Origin of the sequence: Billgrantia lactosivorans, from assembly GCF_003254665.1 — a bacterium.
Classification (GTDB): domain Bacteria; phylum Pseudomonadota; class Gammaproteobacteria; order Pseudomonadales; family Halomonadaceae; genus Halomonas; species Halomonas lactosivorans.
This window is the reverse complement of the sequence record NZ_QHGY01000001.1, coordinates 373,249-389,174: the sequence shown is the minus strand read 5'-3', so window position 1 is coordinate 389,174 and position 15,926 is coordinate 373,249. Positions and strand designations below refer to the sequence as shown.

Sequence of the window (15,926 nt, the reverse complement as noted above, 5' to 3'; positions counted from 1 at the left end):
CGCCCCCCCGGCCCCCCGTGAAGGGATGGCCAGCCTGGTCAGCGACTGGTCATCCGAGCGCCGTGTCTTCGATGTGCCCTGGGGCAAGGCGATGATGTGGATCTTCATCCTCAGCGATGTGTTCATCTTCTCCTGCTTGCTGGTCGGCTACATGGTGTTGCGCATGGCGACAGTGGAACCCTGGCCGGATGCCAACGAGGTGTTCGCCCTCCACGTGGGCGGACAATCGATCCCGCTGCTGCTGATTGCCATCATGACCCTTATCCTGATTACCAGCAGCGGCACCATGGCCTTGGCGGTCAAGTACGGCTATGCGAAAGAGCGCGGGCGCGCGACGCTGTTGCTGCTGCTCACGGCGTTGCTGGGAGCGACCTTCGTCGGCATGCAGGCCTTCGAATGGACCATGCTCATCGGGGAGGGCGTGCGTCCGTGGGTGAACCCCTGGGGAGCGGCTCAGTTCGGGGCCGTGTTCTTCCTCATCACCGGGTTCCACGGCACCCACGTCACCATCGGCGTCATCTTCCTCGTGATCATGGCGGTCAAGGTCGGGCGTGGTTCCCTGGAGGGGAGCCGTGCGGGGTTTCTCACCGGTCGCAAGGGCAGCTACGGGATGATCGAGAGCCTGGGGCTCTACTGGCATTTCGTCGACCTGGTATGGGTCTTCATCTTTGCGGTCTTCTATCTGTGGTAGGAGGCATCATGGACCAAGGCAGTCATAAGCAGCCCGAGCTGCGCGTCTATCTGCAGGTCTGGCTGTGGTTGTTCGTGCTCAGCGTGTTCTCGTATCTGGTGGATCTCTCGGGGCTCGAGGGGCTGCCCAAGTGGAGCCTGATCACGCTGTTGATGCTGCTCAAGGCTGGGCTGATCGTGGCCTTCTTCATGCACATGGCCTGGGAGCGCCTGTCGATCATTTATGCGGTGTTGCTGCCGCCCGTGGCGCTGTTGTTCCTTGCCGCGCTGATGGCGCTGGAAGCGAACCACACGCTGAGTTCGCGCCTGAGCCTCTTCGCTGGTTGAGGCGTGCGACGGCGAGGTTTTCCGAACGGCCTGGCTGCGATCGGGTGACGTCGGCTGTCCGGCTTTCGCCGAACGGCGTGGCGAACCCAACCGACGGCCAGGCTGGCAGCGGGCATGGCCTGCCGCGATAATCCGCACTCAACGTCATACTTTTCGCGGGTCATGAACCAGGAATAGGCGGCTCCCATGTCACGGACGACACGACTTCTCGACCTGATGCAGATCCTGCGCCGCCACCGGCGCCCGGTCAGCGGCACGGTGCTGGCCCGGGAGCTCGACGTCTCGCTGCGCACCCTCTATCGCGACATCGCCTCGCTGCGTGCCATCGGTGCCGAGATCGACGGCGAGCCGGGCATGGGGTACCTGCTCCGGCCCGGCTTGATGCTGCCGCCGCTGATGTTCTCGGAGGAGGAACTCGAGGCGCTGACCCTGGGGCTCAGGTGGGTGGGGCGTCGCGCCGACGATGGTCTATCGCGAGCGGCCGGGGATGCCCTGGCCAAGGTGGCCGCCGTGTTGCCGGCCGAGCTGCGGCACAGGATGGCCGACTCCGCCTTGTGGGTGGGAGCCGGCTGGGAGACACCCCAGGTCTTCGATCTGGAGCTGCTACGCAGGGCCATACGTCATGAACGCAGGCTGCTGATCGACTATCGCGACCAGAAGGGCGAGCGCACGAGGCGCGAGATCTGGCCCTTCGCCATCGCCTTCTTCGAGTCGACGCGCGTCGTCGTTGCGTGGTGTGAATTGCGCCATGCCTACCGCAGCTTTCGCGCTGATCGTATCGCGGCGATCCGTTCGTTGGGTGAGCGATACCCAAGGCCGCGTGCCGTGCTGGCAAAGGAGTGGCAGGCCACGCTACTGACAGATTCTGACAGCACCAGCGCATATTCTGGTCGTGCTACCCCACACGATAAGGAGTGCAACATGAATCAGCAGATTGTCTTTTACACCAACCCGTTGTCACGCGCCGGCATCGTGCACTGGATGCTGGAGGAGCTCGGCCAGCCCTATCGCATGGAGGTGCTCGACTTCGGGGCGCCGATGAAGTCTCCCGAGTACCTGGCCATCAACCCGATGGGCAAGGTGCCGGCGATCCGCCATGGCGATACCGTGGTGACAGAGGCCGCGGCGATCTGCGCCTACCTTGCCGAGGCCTTCCCCGAGGCGGGGCTGCTGCCGATGCCCGAGGCGCGCGGGGACTATTACCGCTGGCTGTTTTTCGCTGCCGGGCCCATGGAAATGGCCTTGTCGCTCAGGCATGCCGGCTTCACGCTCACGCCGGAGCAGGAGATGCAGTTCGGTTGCGGATCCTACGCTGCCGTCGTCGACAGCCTCGCCAAGGCGGTGGCCGGCCGCCAGTACATCGCGGGCGATACCTTCACCGCTGCGGATATCTACGTGGGGTCCCACATCGGTTGGGGCATGCAGTTCGGTACGCTGGAAAAGCGGCCAGAATTCGAAGCCTACTGGGCCGGGCTGAAGGATCGTCCGGCCAATCGGCGCAGCGAGGCGTATATCGCCGAGGCCATGCAGGCCCAGGTGGCGGGCAGCGCACCACCGACCTCCTGAGCGAGGGACCTCGGGGACGCTGCCCGGCGTGCCGTCCCGGCGAGCACGCCGGCTGGCGTTGCATCAGGTTTCCTTGCCGCCCTGGGGGTCGGAGGCGTCGTAATCCTGGGTATCGTCAGGCGGAGAGCCGGGGTCGAGGGACGTTTCGTGCTCGTATTCGCGGGCGGCTCGGATGGCCTCCGGCTCGCTGTCGTGGCGTGAGATCTCCTCGGGCAGGTCGGGGTCGGTCACGTCGACCACCCGCCAGCCGCTCACCAGGATGGCTTCGCGGGTCTCTTCCTTGATCGGCTCGACACGTGCGGTTCGCGTCATGGCATCCTCCATGGTGGTTGAACCCAGGGTAACCATGGCAGAGGATGCCTCGATTGGCGAATGACGAGGAGCGCGGCCGGGGAGGCGCTGCGCTTGACCTGAACCGCGTCGCGGTCCATACAGGGAGGGACACTCGCCCGACAACAGGAGGTCAGGATGAAGAAGCTACTAGGCGTCGCGGCCGCATGGTGGTTACGCAAGCCGGAGAATCGTGCCAGGCTCAAGCGCAGGGGCAAGCGGATGCTCGACGGCTTTCGCGGCCGTCAGGCTCGCCCCGCGCCACACCACGAGCGCCGGCACCCTTGAACGTTCGGCCCCGGCTCGTCGCCGGGGCTTTCCACTGGAGGCCACTCACCGCTCCCCCGCACCGTTCCGCCACGAGGCCGACTCGCGCATGAGCCGTCGCATGAAGAGCCCTGCCGCGGCTCGCAACCGCCAGCCGATACTCGACGTCCTGAGTGCGATCCTGCCTGAACGCGCCAGCATCCTCGAAGTCGCCAGCGGCAGCGGCGAGCATGGGGTGCATTGCGCCGCCTCCAGGCAGGGTTGGCAGTGGCAGCCGAGCGACCCCAACCCCGCGGCGCGCGACTCGATCAGCGCCTGGCGCGAACATGCCGGGCTCGACAATCTCCTCGAGCCGCTGCCGCTGGACGTTGGCGGGATCTGGCCGGCCGGCCCCTTCGATGCCGTGGTGGCGATCAACCTCGTGCACATCTCGCCCTGGGAGGTGACCCGGGCGCTGGTGGCACGCGCGGGCGAGCGCCTGAGATCGGGCGGGGTGCTCTATCTCTACGGGCCCTATCGCCGTGACGGTCGCCACACCTCGGCAAGCAATGCCGCCTTCGATGCCGACCTCAAGGCGCGGGATCCGCGCTGGGGCGTGCGCGATCTCGAGAGCGTCGTGGCCGAGGCGCTGCCCCACGGCTTCATGCTCGAGCAGACCGTGCAGATGCCGGCCAACAATCTCAGCGTGGTGCTGCGCCTGCATGGCTGAGCGGGGTCACGGCTCCGCTTCGCTGCGGTTCTCGTCGACCTGGCCCGGAACACGGTAGCGCACTCCCTCGGCCTGGCGGTCGTCTTCAAAGCGCCGGGTCTCCTCTTCGGCCGGCACGCCCCACAGGGTCTCGCGGTGGCCGTCCTCATAGGTATAGGTGGTGCAGCCCGCGAGCAGGGCGAGGCTCAGGGGGAGGGCGATACGCAGCATGAATGTCACGGGCAGTCCCTTCATCAGTAGCGAACTTGCGGCCAGACTGAAGCCAGGCCGCACGGTCGTCAAGCGTAACCTGCCTCAGCCGGAAAGCCCCAGCACGATCGGCCCGTAGACGACCAGCAGCAGCACCGTCACCAGCCCAAGCAGGTAGGGCAGGATGGCGCGCGTGATGCGCTCGAGCGGCAGCTGGGTTACCGAGGAGGCGACGTAGAGGTTGATCGCCACCGGCGGCGTGATCATGCCGATGGCGAGCCCCATCACGATGATGATGCCGAAATGGATCGGGTCGATGCCGAGCTGGTTGACCAGCGGCAGCAGCACCGGCGTGAGGATGATCAGGGCGCTGGCGGTCTCGATGAAGACGCCGGTCAGCAGGATCACCGCCACGATCAGCAGCATGATCACGTAGGGGTCGGTGGAGAGCGACAGCACCGACCTGGCGATGGCGCCCGGCACCTGCCAGCTGGAGAGCGTCCAGCTCAGCACCGCTGAGGTGGCGATCACCAGCATGATCACCGCGGTGGTGATCGCCGAGCGGATCAGGATGCGGTAGACGTCGGCCAGGCGCAGGTCGCGGTAGACGAACAGCGACACCAGCAGCGCGTAGTTGACCGCCACCACGGCCGCTTCGCTGGGCGTGAAGATGCCCGAGAAGATGCCGCCGAGGATGATCACAGGCGTCATCAGGCCCCAGCTGGCGCCCTTGAAGGTGCGCCAGATCGTCGCCGCCGACAGCGCGGTGCCGCGCGGGTAGTGGCGCCGGTAGGCCTGGACGATGGCGATGGCGGCGAGCCCGACGCCCATCAGGATGCCCGGCAGGATGCCGCTGAGGAACAGCTTCGATACCGACTGCTGGGCGATGACGGCGTAGATGATCATCGGCACCGAGGGCGGGATCACCACGCCGATGGTGCCGCTGGCGGCGATAAGGCTGGCCGCCGAGGCGGAGTCGTAGCCCTTGCGCCTGAGTTCCGGCACCAGGCTCGAGCCCACCGCCGCGGTAGTGGCCGCGCCGGAGCCGGAGATGGCGGCGAAGAACATGCCGGCGCCGACCGAGACGATGGACAGGCCGCCCTTGAGGAAGCCGAACAGCGAGTCGGCGAAATCCACGAGCCTCTCGCTGACCTTGCCCTGGGCCATCAGGTCGCCGGCGAGGATGAACATGGGCACGGCCACCAGGGCGAAGGAGTTGATGCCCTGGAACATCTGCTGGGTGACCACCATCAGCGGCACCCCCTGGGCGTCGAGCGCGATCAGGGTGCTGGCGCCGATGGCCAAGGCGATGGGCACGCCGAGCAGCATGAAGGCGAAGAACAGCAGGAACAGCAGGCCCGTCATGCCGGCGGCTCCTCGGCGCTTTCGCTGCCGGTACCGGCCGCCCCGGGACCCTTGAGCGCGAGTTCGACCACGTCGACCAGCGCGTACCAGGCCATGATCGCGGCCGACAGGGGGATCACGGCGTAGACGTAGGTCATCGACAGGCGCAGCGAGGCGGAGCGCTGGAAGCTCTGCGCTTGCATGTAGCGATAGCCGATCACGACCAGCGCGACGAGAAAACCCAGCGCCACCAGCACCGCGGCGATGCGTGCGAGCTGGGCCAGTCGGGCGGGCAGGGCATCGACGACGAAAGTCACGGCGATGTGGCGCCCGCGCTGAAAGGCCAGGCTGGCACCGAGGAAGGTGATCCAGACCAGCAGAAAACGCGCCACCTCCTCGGTCCAGCCGACCGCCGTGAAGAGGGCGCGCGAGACGATCTGCAGCGTGATCACGCCGATCAACGCCGCCATGCCCAGGAAGACGATGGGCTGGATGACGGCGTCGAGGGCGCGTTCGCTACGCTGCAGCAGGCTCGTGAGAGCGTGCAGCGGAGCGTTCACTTATTGCAGCGCCGCGCGGATGCGGGTGAGATAGTCGCCGAACTGGTCGCCGTACTTCTCGTAGACCGGCTCGACGGCCGCCTGGAAGGCCTCGAGGTCGGGCTCCTCGACGATCTCCATCCCGGCGTCGCGCAGCTCGTCGAGCTGTTCGGCCTCCATCTCGGCGTTCATGCGGCGCTCGTGCTCGGCGGCCTCCCGGGCGGCCTCGACCAGCACCTCCTGGGCGGCGTCGGGGAGCTGGCTCCAGGCCGGCATGCCCATGACGAAGAGCGCCGGGGCATAGGTGTGGCGCGACAGCGTCATGTGCTCCTGGGTCTCGTAGAGCTTGAACGAGTGGATCACGTTGACCGGGTTCTCCTGGCCGTCGATGGTGCCCTGCTGCATGGCGGTGAGGGCTTCGGTCCAGGCCATGGGGATGGCGTTGGCGCCCAGCTCGCGGAAGGTATCGGTGTAGACCGGGTTCTCCATCACGCGGATGCGCAGGCCGTCGATATCCTCGGGGCTGGTCACCGGCCGCTCGCTGTTGGTCAGGTTGCGAAAGCCACGCTCGGCATAGGCCAGCCCCTTGAGGTTGACGTCGGCGAGCTTGTCGAGCAGCTCCTGGCCGATCTCGCCATCGAGCACCGCGTAGGCGGCTTCCGGCGAGGGGAACAGGAAGGGCAGCTCGAAGACCGCCATCTCCTCGACGAAGTTGGCCACCGGGCCGTTGGTGATTACCCCCATGTCGACGGTGCCGATCTGCATGCCCTCGAGCAGGGTGCGTTCGTCGCCCAGCGAGGCGTTGGGGTAGAGGTCGATGGTCACGGCGCCGTCGGTGCGCTCGGCGACAAGCTCCTGGAACTTGACCGCGGCGATGTGGAAGCCGTCCTGCTCGTTGACCACGTGGGCCAGGCGCAGGGTGACCGGATCCATGTCCTCGAAGTCGGCGGCCTGGGCGGCGGAGACCAGGGCGAGAGAGATGCCGAGTGCCAGCGTGCTGCGTGCGAACCTGTTCATTTTAATTTTCCTTTGTCGGATCAAACCGCTGAGAGCATGCCCCAGCGGCCCCGACACGGTCAATCGAGGCGCGTTCCGCGTGCCGACGTGCGGTCACAGGAGGCGGTACATGACGTGGGCGTCGACGAGCCCCTCGCGCGGATGACGAAAGGCGCAGGGCAGGGTGCCGACAATCTCGAAGCCGTGCTTCTGCCATTGGCGGATCGCCACTGCGTTGGTCGCCACCACCATGTTGAACTGCATGGCGGTGAAGCCGAGCTCGCGGGCGACGCGCAGCGAATCCTCGCACAGCTTGTTGGCGACGCCCTGGCCACGGGCGTGTTCGGCCACCAGGTAGCCGCAGTTGCACACGTGGTCGCCGGGGCCGGGCTGGTTGGGCTTGAGGAAGTAGGTGCCGAGCACGTGCCCGCGGGCGTCCTCGGCCACGCGCACGGCGCGGGGCAACTCCACCCACATGCGGTAGGCATCGGACTCGCCGATGTCGCGTGGCACGGCGTAGCTGTCGCCGGCGTGCAGTACCGGCGCGATGAAGTCCCACATGGCGGGCCAGTCGCCCGGCTGGTAGGGGCGGATGCGGATCATCGGTGTCCTCCTTGATACCTGGCATCGGCCCACGATTCTATGTCATGCCGGCGTGGAAAGGTTAATCCTCGCGCTCATGCCGGGCCAACGACATGCTTGACCGCCAGGAAGGCCGAAAGCCCCCAAGGGCCCAGTTCGCGGCCGATGCCGCTACGCTTGAAGCCGCCCCAGCCGGTTTCGGGCAGCACCAGCTGCTCGCTGTTGTACCACACGCTGCCGGCCAGCAGCTCGCGACCGATGCGCCGGGCGCGCTCGGCATCGCCACTGACGACCGTCGCGGCCAGGCCGAAGTCGCTGTCGTTGGCCAGCGCAACGGCCGACTCCTCGCTCTCCACGCTGCGCGCGCAGAGCACCGGGCCGAAGATCTCCTCGCGCCACAGCCGGCTCTGTGTCGGCACGTCGCGGTAAAGGGTGGGGGCAACGAAGTAGCCCTGCGCCGGCAGGCGGCGGTGGCTGGCGTCGCGGACGGCGACGAGGCCTTCGCGTTCGGCGACGGCAAGGTAGGCCTGGACGTTCCGGCGCTGGCGGGCGCTGGTGAGCGGGCCCATGTCGCTGCCCGCGGCCAGCGGATCGCCCAGCGTCAGGTCATCGATGCGTTCGGCCAGGGCGGCATAGAGCGGCTCGGCGATGGCCCGGTGAACCAGCAGCCGCGAGGTGGCGGAGCAGATCTGCCCGGCGTTGAAGTAGATGCCGGCCATGACCCAGTCGGCTGCCTGCTCGGGGTCGGCATCCTCCATCACCAGGATCGGCGACTTGCCGCCGAGCTCCAGCGAGACATCGGCGCTGCGCTCGGCGGCGGCGCGCATCACGGCCTCGCCGACCCGGTTGCTGCCGGTGAAGGAGACCTTGTCGACGCCGGGGTGGGCGGCCAGCGGTGCGCCGATGCCCTCGCCGTCGCCGAACAGCAGGTTGAGCACCCCGGCGGGCAGATCGATCTCGAGGGCGATCTCGGCCAGCGCGCGTTCGGGCAGCGGGGTCACTTCGGAGGGCTTGAGCACCGCCGTGCAGCCGGCGGCCAGCGCCGGGGCGAGCTTCCAGGCACTGGTCACCAGCGGGAAGTTCCACGGCGTGATCAGACCGACCACCCCCACCGGGTCGTGATAGCAGCGCGCCTCCACGCCTGCTGCTTCCAGCTCGACCAGGCGGCCCTGGCGTTCGTCCAGTGCGCGTGCCTGGCCGGCATAGTAGCGGTAGCAGGCGATGGCGTCGTCGAGGTCGATACCCGCCTCGGCCAGCACCTTGCCGTTGTTGCTCGAGGAGAGCCGAATCAGCGCGTCGCGGCGCCGGGCCAGACCATCGGCGAAACCCTCGAGGTAAACGGCGCGCTGGGCGCCGGAAAGCGCACGCCAGGCGGGCAGGGCGCGGCGGGCCGCGGCGACGGCGACGTCGACGTCGTGCGGGTCACCCGCGGTGACCTCGGCGATCGTCTCCTCGCGATACGGGTTCATCACCGGCAGCCGGCGCATGCTCGCGGACGACACCCAGCGGCTGTCGATGAACTGATGATCCAACTGTTGCATGGCGATTCTCTCGGTCTGGGGGGGCGCGTCAGGAGATGGCGTGCTGCCAGGCGTGGGCGTCCACTTCGATCAGCATGGGGCCGTCGCTGGGGCGAACGGCGAGGGCTCGTGCCAGCTCAGCGGGACTGCCGATTCGGGTGGCCAGGCAGCCGAAGCCGGCGGCAACGGTCTGGAAGTCGGGCGCCTGGATGTCGACACCGCAACGCGCCACGCCATGGGCGTCCATGTAGCGGCGGATCTCCTCATAGCCCTGGTTGTGCCACAGCACGATCACCACCGGCAGCCGCTCCTCGACCGCCGTGGCGAGCTCCGAGAGGGTAAACATCACCCCGCCGTCGCCGACAAGGGCGACGACGGGGAGCTCGGGCCGGCCGAGCTGGGCCCCCAGGGCAGCGGGCAGGCCGTAGCCGAGGGTGCCGTAGCCGGTGGAGGCGTTGAAGTAGCGGCGCGGCTCGGGCTGCGCGACCAGGTGGTTGCCGGCGTACACCGGCGCGGCGGAGTCGCCGACCAGGATCGCCTCCGGCAACGCCTCGCGCAGGGCCGCATAGAGCGGCACGAAGGGGGCGAAGGCCGGGTCGGCTGCGAGCCCCAGCGCCACGAGCGTGGCCGCGGTGCGCTCGCGGCCGGCGCGCGACAACGGTTCGGGGAAGTGCTCGGCGAGCAGCGCCAGGCTGCGCCCGGCATCGCCCACCAGGCCCAGCGAGACCTGCTGATTGCGCACCAGCTGCTGGGCATCGAGATCGATGCGGATCAGCCTGCCTGTCAGTGCGAAACCGTCGTCGAAGACCACGTCGTAGTCGGTCTCGCCGAGCTCGGTGCCGACCGCCAGGATGACGTCGGCCTCCCGGGCCAGCTCGCGCACGGCCGCAAGCGCCGCATTGGCACCCAGGTCAAGCGGATGATCGCGGCCCAGCAGCCCCTTGGCGTTGATGGTGGTCACGGTGGGCGCGTCGAGCCGATCCACCAGCGCTTTGGCCGCCTCGGGGGCATCCACGCAGCCACCGCCCAGCAGCACCAGCGGACGCTGTGCGCCACGCAACCACTCGGCGGCCAGGGCCAGTCCCGCTGGGTCCGGGGCGGGGCGGAACAGGCGAGCCGGTGGGGGCAGTTCGGCCAGCGCCAGCGGGGCATCGAACAGGTCGATGGGGATCTCGATGTGCACGGGGCCGGGGCGCTCGCCGTGGAACACGGCGAAGGCGCGGGCGAGGACCTCGGGCAACGCGGCGGGATCGAGCAGGGTATGGCTGAAGCGCGCCACGCCGGCCATCAGTTGCTGCTGGCTCGGCAGCTCGTGCAGCCGGCCCTGGCCGCGGCCGAGGGTGTCGCGGCGGTTGACGCTGGAGATCACCAGCATCGGTATCGAGTCGGCCAGCGCCTGGCCCATGGCGGTGGCGATGTTGGTCAGGCCCGGGCCGGTGATGATCAGGCACACGCCCGGCTTGCCGGTGGCGCGGGCATAGCCGTCGGCCATGAAGCCGGCGCCCTGCTCGTGGCGCGGCGTGACATGTCGCACGCCGCCGTCCTCGAGGCCGCGGTAGAGCGCCACGGTATGCACGCCGGGAATGCCGAACACGGTGTCGACGGCGTAGCGCTCATGCAGCAGCGTCAGCAACATCCGCGCGCAGGTCATGGTGGGGTGGGTCATCGCGGGCCTCAGTAGAAGAAGGTGTGCGCCATGAAGGCGATGATCGGCAGCGTGATGGCGGTGCGCAACAGGAAGATGGCGACCAGCTCCCATACCTTCAGCGGGATCTTCGACTTGAGCAGCAGCGCGCCGATCTCCGACATGTAGATGAGCTGGGTCAGCGACAGGCAGGCGATGACGAAACGGGTCAGCTCGCTGTCGATGTTGGTCGCCAGCACCGCCGGCAGGAACATGTCGGCGAAGCCCACCAGGGTCGCAGGGGCGGCCGCCTCGGCCTCGGGGATGCGCAGCAGTTCGAGCACCGGCACCATGGGGTAGGAGAGCCAGGTGAACAGCGGTGTGAACTCGGCCAGGATCAGCGCCACGGTGCCGATGGCAAAGACCAGTGGCAGCAGCGCGAGGAAGATGTCGGCCACGTTGAACAGGGCGTTGCGGGCCAGCTCACGGGGGCCGGGGGCGTGTTCGGCACGGCGCACGGCCTGGGTCAGGCTGTAGCGCAGCAGGCCCATCTCCTCGCTGCGCTTCTCCTTCAGCTGGCAGCCCACCGGCTCGTAGTAGGAGTCGGGCTTGCGCGACAGCGGCGGCAGGCGCGGCACGATCACCGCGGCGATCAGCCCGGCCACCACCACGGTGAAGTAGAACGGCACGAACATGTGGTTGAGGTCGACGAAGCTGGTGATCAGCAGGCTGAAGGCGATCGAGACGATGGAGAAGTTGGTGGCGATGACCGCGGCCTCGCGGCGGCTGTAGTAGCCCTGCTCGTACTGCTGGGTGGTGATCAGCACGCCCACGGTGCCCGAGCCCATCCACGAGGCGGTGGCGTCGATGGCGCTGCGGCCGGGCAGGTTGAAGATGATCCGGAACGGCTTGCGCACCAGGCTGCCGATGAACTCCATGAAGCCGAATTCGACCAGGAACGGCAGCAGCAGGGCGGCGAAGAAGAAGAAGGTCAGCAGTACCGGCGCCAGGTCATTGAGCATCACGCCGCCGGTGAACGAGGCGATGACGAACTCGGGACCGAACTGGAAGAAGGTCATCAGGGCGAAGGCGGCCCCCAGCAGGCGCATGCCGAACCATACCGGGCCGACGTGGAACATGTCGTGGAGCACGCCCCGCTCGGCCCAGCGCGGTCGGGTCAGCTTGACCCAGGTGGTCGCCATCACCGAGAGCACCAGCACGACCACGGCGATGGCCGGCAGGGCGCTCCCGAGCAGCGCCTTGAGGCCATCGGCCATCAGCCCCATGCCGATATTGATGGTGTCGCCGACCTGGAAGGGTACCAGGAACAGGGCGACGCCGAGCGCCGACGGCAGGATGAATTTCAGCAGGCTACCGCGGTCGAAGGGCGCCTGGGCGGCGGTGTCATGGGTGGTATCGGTGGGCGTCATGAGTCAGTCCTGTGTTGTCGTTGTCGAGTGGCACGGTGATCAGTCGCGGCGCTTCACGCCCGGCAGGGCGCACAGCATCTCGTAGAGCAGGGTGGCGCCCATCAGCGCCGTGTTGCCGCTGGTGTCGTAGGGCGGCGATACCTCGACCAGGTCGCCGCCGACGATGTTCAGCCCCGCGGCACCGCGTACGATCTCGAGCCCCTGGGCCGAGGTCAGCCCGCCCATCTCGACGGTGCCGGTGCCGGGGGCGACGGAGGGATCCAGCCCGTCGATGTCGAAGCTGACGTAGACCGGCGTGTCACCCATCTGCTCGCGCACTTCGGCCATCAGCGGTTCGAGCGAGCGATACCAGCACGCTTCGGCCGTGACCACGCGAAAGCCCTGCTGGCGGCACCAGTCGAAGTCCTCGGCGGCATAGCCGGTCCCGCGCAGGCCGATCTGCACCACCTTGCCCTTGGCCAGCAAGCCTTCTTCCTGGGCGCGGCGAAAGGGCGTGCCGTGGGCGATGGGCTCGCCGAACATGTGCTCGTTGACGTCGGCGTGGGCGTCGATGTGGATCAGCCCCACCGGGCCGTGCTTCTTGGCGATGGCGCGCAGTATCGGCAGGGTGATGACATGATCGCCGCCCAGCGTCAGCGGAGTGCAGCCGTGGGAAAGCACCTCGTCGTAGAAGGCGCTGATGATGTCGACCGTCTTGGGCAGATGGAAGGTATTGATCGGCACGTCCCCGATGTCGGCGACCTGCAAGCTGTCGAAAGGGGCGGCACGGGTGGCCATGTTGTAGGGGCGCAGCATGCGCGACTCGTCGCGGATCTGGCGCGGTCCGAGCCGTGTGCCGGGACGGTTGGAGGTGGCGATGTCCAGCGGCACGCCGATGAAGGCCACGTCGAGCCCCGCCGCAGTGGATTGGGTGGGCAGGCGCATCATGGTGGCGGGCCCGCCGAAGCGTGGCATCTCGTTGCCGCCGAGCGGCTGGTTGAAATCGGTCATGGGTAGCCTCTGCGTTGCGTTGTCCTGATACCTGCAGCTTTCATGCCAACCCGACGGGGCCACGGCGGTGGGCTTCGCGGCCCACGATGATGCATAATTGGATCGTTTGAGCCTTGTCGTGATGCAGGCTCGAATTGCGATACATAAATGAATCGATTGCCAGACGGGTGAGGTCGCCATGCGCGAGATCGACGAGGCGGTGGTGCGAACCATCGTCGAGACGGCCAACGATCACTTCTTCATCGTCGACGGCTCGGGGCGGGTGCTCGACGTGAGCCCGGGGGCGGCGGCGGTCTACGGCCTGGCGCGGGAACGGCTGGTGGGCAATACCGTCCAGCGGCTCGAGGCCGAGGGCGTGCTCAGGCCCTCCATCAGCCTGGAGGTGATCCGGACCGGCAAGGCGGCGCAGCTGATGCAGGTCACCGGCACGGGCAGGCGGGTCATCGCCGAGGCGCACCCGGTCTACGTCGCGGGCAGGCTGGAACGCATCGTCAGCCGTTCCCGCGACCTCACCGACCTGCAGCTGCTGCAGGACGAGTATGCGCTGCTGCAGAAGCGTTTCAGCGAGCATCTCAAGCGCAGCCAGGCCGCACCCGTCGGCGATGACGGGCTCGACGAGGCGCTCGAGCGGCTGCAGGTGCGTAGCGAGGTGATGCGCGAGCTGGCGCTGCTGCTCAAGCGCGTGGCGCCATCGGACGCCACCGTGCTGATGCTCGGCGAGTCCGGCGTCGGCAAGACCGCCTTCGCCCGCCAGCTGCATCGCTGGAGCCGGCGCGGCCAAGGGCCGTTCGTCGAGGTCAACTGCGGGGCGATTCCCGAGAACCTGTTCGAGTCGGAGATGTTCGGCTACCAGCCCGGCGCCTTCAGCGGCGCGGCCCGCCAGGGCAAGGCGGGGTTGCTGGAGCAGGCCGAGGGCGGCACGCTGTTCCTCGACGAGATCGGCGAACTGCCGCTGCTGATGCAGACCAAGCTGCTCAAGGTGATCCAGGACGGCAGCGTCACGCGGCTGGGCGACACCCGCCAGCGTCGGGTCGACTTCCGCCTGGTGGTGGCCACCAACCAGGACCTGGCCAGGCGCGTGGAGACGGGCGCCTTCCGCCTCGACCTCTTCTATCGCCTCAACGTGATTCCGGTCACGCTGCCGCCGCTGCGCGAGCGCCGCGAGGACATCCCGGCGCTGGTCGAGGCGTGCCTGACGCGGCTCAACCAGCGCTACGGCCGGCACAAGCTGCTTCACGGCAGCGTGTGGTCGGAGCTGATGGGGGGGGACTGGCCGGGCAACGTGCGCGAGCTGGAGAACTGGCTGGAGCGCGCCTGGCTCTCCAGCCCCGGGGACCTGATCCATTCGCCGACCCTGGCCGGGAGCGGAGCGGCGGCACCGTCGCCGACGCCTCCCGGGGAGGCGACCGGTATGGCGGGGCTGGACGACGAGGAGGGGCTGAACGCCTTCCTGGCGCGGGCCGAGCGCGGCGTGCTGCAGACGCTGTGCCGGACGCTGCCGAGCACCTACGCCATCGCCGAGCGCCTGGGTATCAGCCAGCCGAGCGTGGTGCGCAAGCTGCGGCGGCATGGCTTGCGGATCGAGCGTCAGTCGCCGCTAGCCGGGAGTCGCTTCAACTCCTGAGCCGGGCGATCTCCCGCTCGAGAATCGTCAAGCGGCCAGGTGCCAGGGCATCCTCCACCGCGCTGATGCGCAGCACGTGGCCGAGGTCCGGGTGGGCCGGGCGGGCGATGAGACGACCGGCTTCGAGCAGCTGCTGATTAAGCCGCCCTGCCAGTTCCGCGCTGGGCAGGCGGATGGCGATGAAGTTGGTCGCACTGGGCAGCACCTCGGCACCCAGATCGCGAAAATGGCGGGCAAGGCGTTCGCGGCGTTGCTTGACGTCACGAATGTGCGCCTCCACCTCGGCGTGGTGGTCGAGCACGGTCTCGGCGGCGGCCTGGGTCAGGGTCGAGACCGCATAGTGGATGCGCACCTTCATCAGCATGGCCAGCGTCTCGGGTTCGGCGATGGCGTAGCCGATGCGCAGCCCGGCCAGGCCATGGGCCTTGGATAGCGTGCGCAGGCGGATGACTCCGGGCAGCACCTCGCGGCCGTAGGCGGAGCGGGCATCGTCGCGGAAGTCGTGATAGGCCTCGTCGAGCAGCAGCCAGCAATCCTCGGGGAGCTCGGCGCGCAGCCGGCGGATCTCGTCGTCGCCATGCAGGTGGCCGCTGGGGTTGTCGGGATTGGCGACGTAGACCAGCCGGGCGGCGTGCTCGTGGGCGCTGGCCAGCAGCGCCTCGAGGTCGGGGGCGAGCAGGCCCGGTGCCTCGCGATAAGGACGCTCGATCAGACGGCAGCCCTGACCCTGGGCGAAATAGCCGAAGGTGGGGTAGGTGCCGCCGGCGCTGACCACCGTGCAACCGGGCGTTGCCACCATGCGCAGCGCCAGCGCGATCAGGCTGTCGGCGCCCGCGTCCACCAGCGTGGCCTCGAGCGGCACGCCATAGAGGGCGGCCAGCCACTGGCGTACGCCCAGCGCCTCGGCGTCGCCGTAGCAGTAGACATGCTCCACCATGGCGTCGCCGAAGCGCTCGCGCAGCGCCCGGTGGGGCATGTCGAGGCCTTCGTTGGAGCCCAGGCGATGAGGGATCTCCCGGCCGAGGCGTCGCTCCAGCACCTTGATGCCGGGGAAGGGGTTGCTGGGGCCGGGGCCGGTCAAGTGGTCGGGGATGCGCGGCATGGAGAACTCCGGTGGCAGGGTAGGCAGATCGTTGCAGAACCTCGTCATCGGCTCAAGTCGTCGGGCCGGGCCAGGAACGGGCCTCGTCTCAGCCGGG

17 protein-coding genes are annotated in these 15,926 nt (G+C 68.2%); 6 read left to right on the top strand and 11 right to left on the bottom strand.

The annotated features are described in order from the left end of the window. Positions 1-25 precede the first annotated feature (25 nt). From DIS04_RS01695 to DIS04_RS01685, 3 genes are all read left to right on the top strand, one after another. Positions 26-691, top strand: a complete 666-nt coding sequence (locus DIS04_RS01695) for a cytochrome c oxidase subunit 3 (protein ID WP_111411985.1) — start codon at positions 26-28, stop codon at positions 689-691. Positions 692-699: 8 nt separating this feature from the next. Further along, complete coding sequence (locus DIS04_RS01690; protein ID WP_111411984.1) at positions 700-1,017, top strand: cytochrome C oxidase subunit IV family protein; 318 nt, start codon at positions 700-702, stop codon at positions 1,015-1,017. Between the two features lie 186 nt (positions 1,018-1,203). Further along, positions 1,204-2,583: an HTH domain-containing protein gene (locus tag DIS04_RS01685; protein ID WP_111411983.1), complete on the top strand. Its 1,380-nt coding sequence runs from the start codon at positions 1,204-1,206 to the stop codon at positions 2,581-2,583. 63 nt (positions 2,584-2,646) lie between these two features. Here the strand turns inward: DIS04_RS01685 and DIS04_RS01680 are convergent, their stop codons facing one another. After that, positions 2,647-2,895 (bottom strand): hypothetical protein, encoded by a 249-nt coding sequence (locus DIS04_RS01680; RefSeq protein WP_179951207.1) that lies wholly within the window; start codon positions 2,893-2,895, stop codon positions 2,647-2,649. A gap of 156 nt (positions 2,896-3,051) precedes the next feature. On the opposite strand from DIS04_RS01680, the gene DIS04_RS20360 reads away from it, so the two are divergent. After that, positions 3,052-3,201 (top strand): hypothetical protein, encoded by a 150-nt coding sequence (locus tag DIS04_RS20360; RefSeq protein WP_162623000.1) that lies wholly within the window; start codon positions 3,052-3,054, stop codon positions 3,199-3,201. Between the two features lie 100 nt (positions 3,202-3,301). Beyond that, positions 3,302-3,889 (top strand): DUF938 domain-containing protein, encoded by a 588-nt coding sequence (locus tag DIS04_RS01675; RefSeq protein ID WP_245904452.1) that lies wholly within the window; start codon positions 3,302-3,304, stop codon positions 3,887-3,889. Between the two features lie 6 nt (positions 3,890-3,895). Here DIS04_RS01675 and DIS04_RS01670 read toward each other — a convergent pair whose 3' ends face one another. The 9 genes from DIS04_RS01670 to speB form a co-directional block, all read right to left on the bottom strand. Continuing rightward, complete coding sequence (locus DIS04_RS01670) at positions 3,896-4,099, bottom strand: hypothetical protein (RefSeq protein WP_111411981.1); 204 nt, start codon at positions 4,097-4,099, stop codon at positions 3,896-3,898. An 84-nt stretch (positions 4,100-4,183) separates the two neighbouring features. Beyond that, positions 4,184-5,443 carry a TRAP transporter large permease gene (locus DIS04_RS01665; RefSeq protein WP_111411980.1) on the bottom strand — a complete coding sequence of 420 codons (1,260 nt, stop codon included), beginning with the start codon at positions 5,441-5,443 and terminating at the stop codon, positions 4,184-4,186. After that, positions 5,440-5,982 carry a TRAP transporter small permease gene (locus tag DIS04_RS01660; protein WP_245904451.1) on the bottom strand — a complete coding sequence of 181 codons (543 nt, stop codon included), beginning with the start codon at positions 5,980-5,982 and terminating at the stop codon, positions 5,440-5,442. Before DIS04_RS01660 ends, DIS04_RS01665 begins: the two co-directional genes overlap by 4 nt. After that, complete coding sequence (locus tag DIS04_RS01655) at positions 5,983-6,978, bottom strand: TRAP transporter substrate-binding protein (RefSeq protein WP_111411979.1); 996 nt, start codon at positions 6,976-6,978, stop codon at positions 5,983-5,985. It lies immediately after the preceding gene. A 93-nt stretch (positions 6,979-7,071) separates the two neighbouring features. Beyond that, on the bottom strand, positions 7,072-7,560 hold the full coding sequence (locus tag DIS04_RS01650; protein ID WP_111411978.1) for a GNAT family N-acetyltransferase: 489 nt from the start codon (positions 7,558-7,560) through the stop codon (positions 7,072-7,074). Positions 7,561-7,634: 74 nt separating this feature from the next. After that, positions 7,635-9,080, bottom strand: a complete 1,446-nt coding sequence (locus tag DIS04_RS01645) for an aldehyde dehydrogenase family protein (RefSeq protein WP_111411977.1) — start codon at positions 9,078-9,080, stop codon at positions 7,635-7,637. Positions 9,081-9,108: 28 nt separating this feature from the next. Continuing rightward, on the bottom strand, positions 9,109-10,725 hold the full coding sequence (locus DIS04_RS01640) for a 5-guanidino-2-oxopentanoate decarboxylase (protein WP_245904450.1): 1,617 nt from the start codon (positions 10,723-10,725) through the stop codon (positions 9,109-9,111). 8 nt (positions 10,726-10,733) lie between these two features. Beyond that, positions 10,734-12,113, bottom strand: a complete 1,380-nt coding sequence (locus DIS04_RS01635; protein WP_111411976.1) for a YjiH family protein — start codon at positions 12,111-12,113, stop codon at positions 10,734-10,736. Between the two features lie 39 nt (positions 12,114-12,152). Beyond that, positions 12,153-13,103 carry an agmatinase gene (speB, locus tag DIS04_RS01630; protein ID WP_111411975.1) on the bottom strand — a complete coding sequence of 317 codons (951 nt, stop codon included), beginning with the start codon at positions 13,101-13,103 and terminating at the stop codon, positions 12,153-12,155. A gap of 178 nt (positions 13,104-13,281) precedes the next feature. Here speB and DIS04_RS01625 point away from each other — a divergent pair, with 178 nt between their 5' ends. Continuing rightward, a complete protein-coding gene (locus tag DIS04_RS01625) occupies positions 13,282-14,727 on the top strand; it encodes a sigma-54 interaction domain-containing protein (protein WP_111411974.1) in 1,446 nt (481 codons plus the stop codon). On the opposite strand, the gene DIS04_RS01620 is transcribed toward DIS04_RS01625, so the two are convergent. Further along, entirely contained in the window at positions 14,717-15,829 is a 1,113-nt protein-coding gene (locus DIS04_RS01620; protein WP_111411973.1) for a pyridoxal phosphate-dependent aminotransferase, read from the bottom strand. The two genes, DIS04_RS01625 and DIS04_RS01620, sit on opposite strands and share 11 nt — an antisense overlap. Between the last annotated feature and the right edge of the window lie 97 nt (positions 15,830-15,926).

Coding starts and splice junctions, on each gene's coding strand:
- DIS04_RS01645 (WP_111411977.1), bottom strand. CDS start 9,080: ATGCAACAGTTGGATCATCAGTTCATCGACAGCCGCTGGGTGTCGTCC.
- DIS04_RS01625 (WP_111411974.1), top strand. CDS start 13,282: ATGCGCGAGATCGACGAGGCGGTGGTGCGAACCATCGTCGAGACGGCC.
- speB (WP_111411975.1), bottom strand. CDS start 13,103: ATGACCGATTTCAACCAGCCGCTCGGCGGCAACGAGATGCCACGCTTC.
- DIS04_RS01680 (WP_179951207.1), bottom strand. CDS start 2,895: ATGACGCGAACCGCACGTGTCGAGCCGATCAAGGAAGAGACCCGCGAA.
- DIS04_RS01655 (WP_111411979.1), bottom strand. CDS start 6,978: ATGAACAGGTTCGCACGCAGCACGCTGGCACTCGGCATCTCTCTCGCC.
- DIS04_RS01690 (WP_111411984.1), top strand. CDS start 700: ATGGACCAAGGCAGTCATAAGCAGCCCGAGCTGCGCGTCTATCTGCAG.
- DIS04_RS01675 (WP_245904452.1), top strand. CDS start 3,302: ATGAAGAGCCCTGCCGCGGCTCGCAACCGCCAGCCGATACTCGACGTC.
- DIS04_RS01635 (WP_111411976.1), bottom strand. CDS start 12,113: ATGACGCCCACCGATACCACCCATGACACCGCCGCCCAGGCGCCCTTC.
- DIS04_RS20360 (WP_162623000.1), top strand. CDS start 3,052: ATGAAGAAGCTACTAGGCGTCGCGGCCGCATGGTGGTTACGCAAGCCG.
- DIS04_RS01670 (WP_111411981.1), bottom strand. CDS start 4,099: ATGCTGCGTATCGCCCTCCCCCTGAGCCTCGCCCTGCTCGCGGGCTGC.
- DIS04_RS01620 (WP_111411973.1), bottom strand. CDS start 15,829: ATGCCGCGCATCCCCGACCACTTGACCGGCCCCGGCCCCAGCAACCCC.
- DIS04_RS01650 (WP_111411978.1), bottom strand. CDS start 7,560: ATGATCCGCATCCGCCCCTACCAGCCGGGCGACTGGCCCGCCATGTGG.
- DIS04_RS01685 (WP_111411983.1), top strand. CDS start 1,204: ATGTCACGGACGACACGACTTCTCGACCTGATGCAGATCCTGCGCCGC.
- DIS04_RS01695 (WP_111411985.1), top strand. CDS start 26: ATGGCCAGCCTGGTCAGCGACTGGTCATCCGAGCGCCGTGTCTTCGAT.
- DIS04_RS01665 (WP_111411980.1), bottom strand. CDS start 5,443: ATGACGGGCCTGCTGTTCCTGCTGTTCTTCGCCTTCATGCTGCTCGGC.
- DIS04_RS01640 (WP_245904450.1), bottom strand. CDS start 10,725: ATGACCCACCCCACCATGACCTGCGCGCGGATGTTGCTGACGCTGCTG.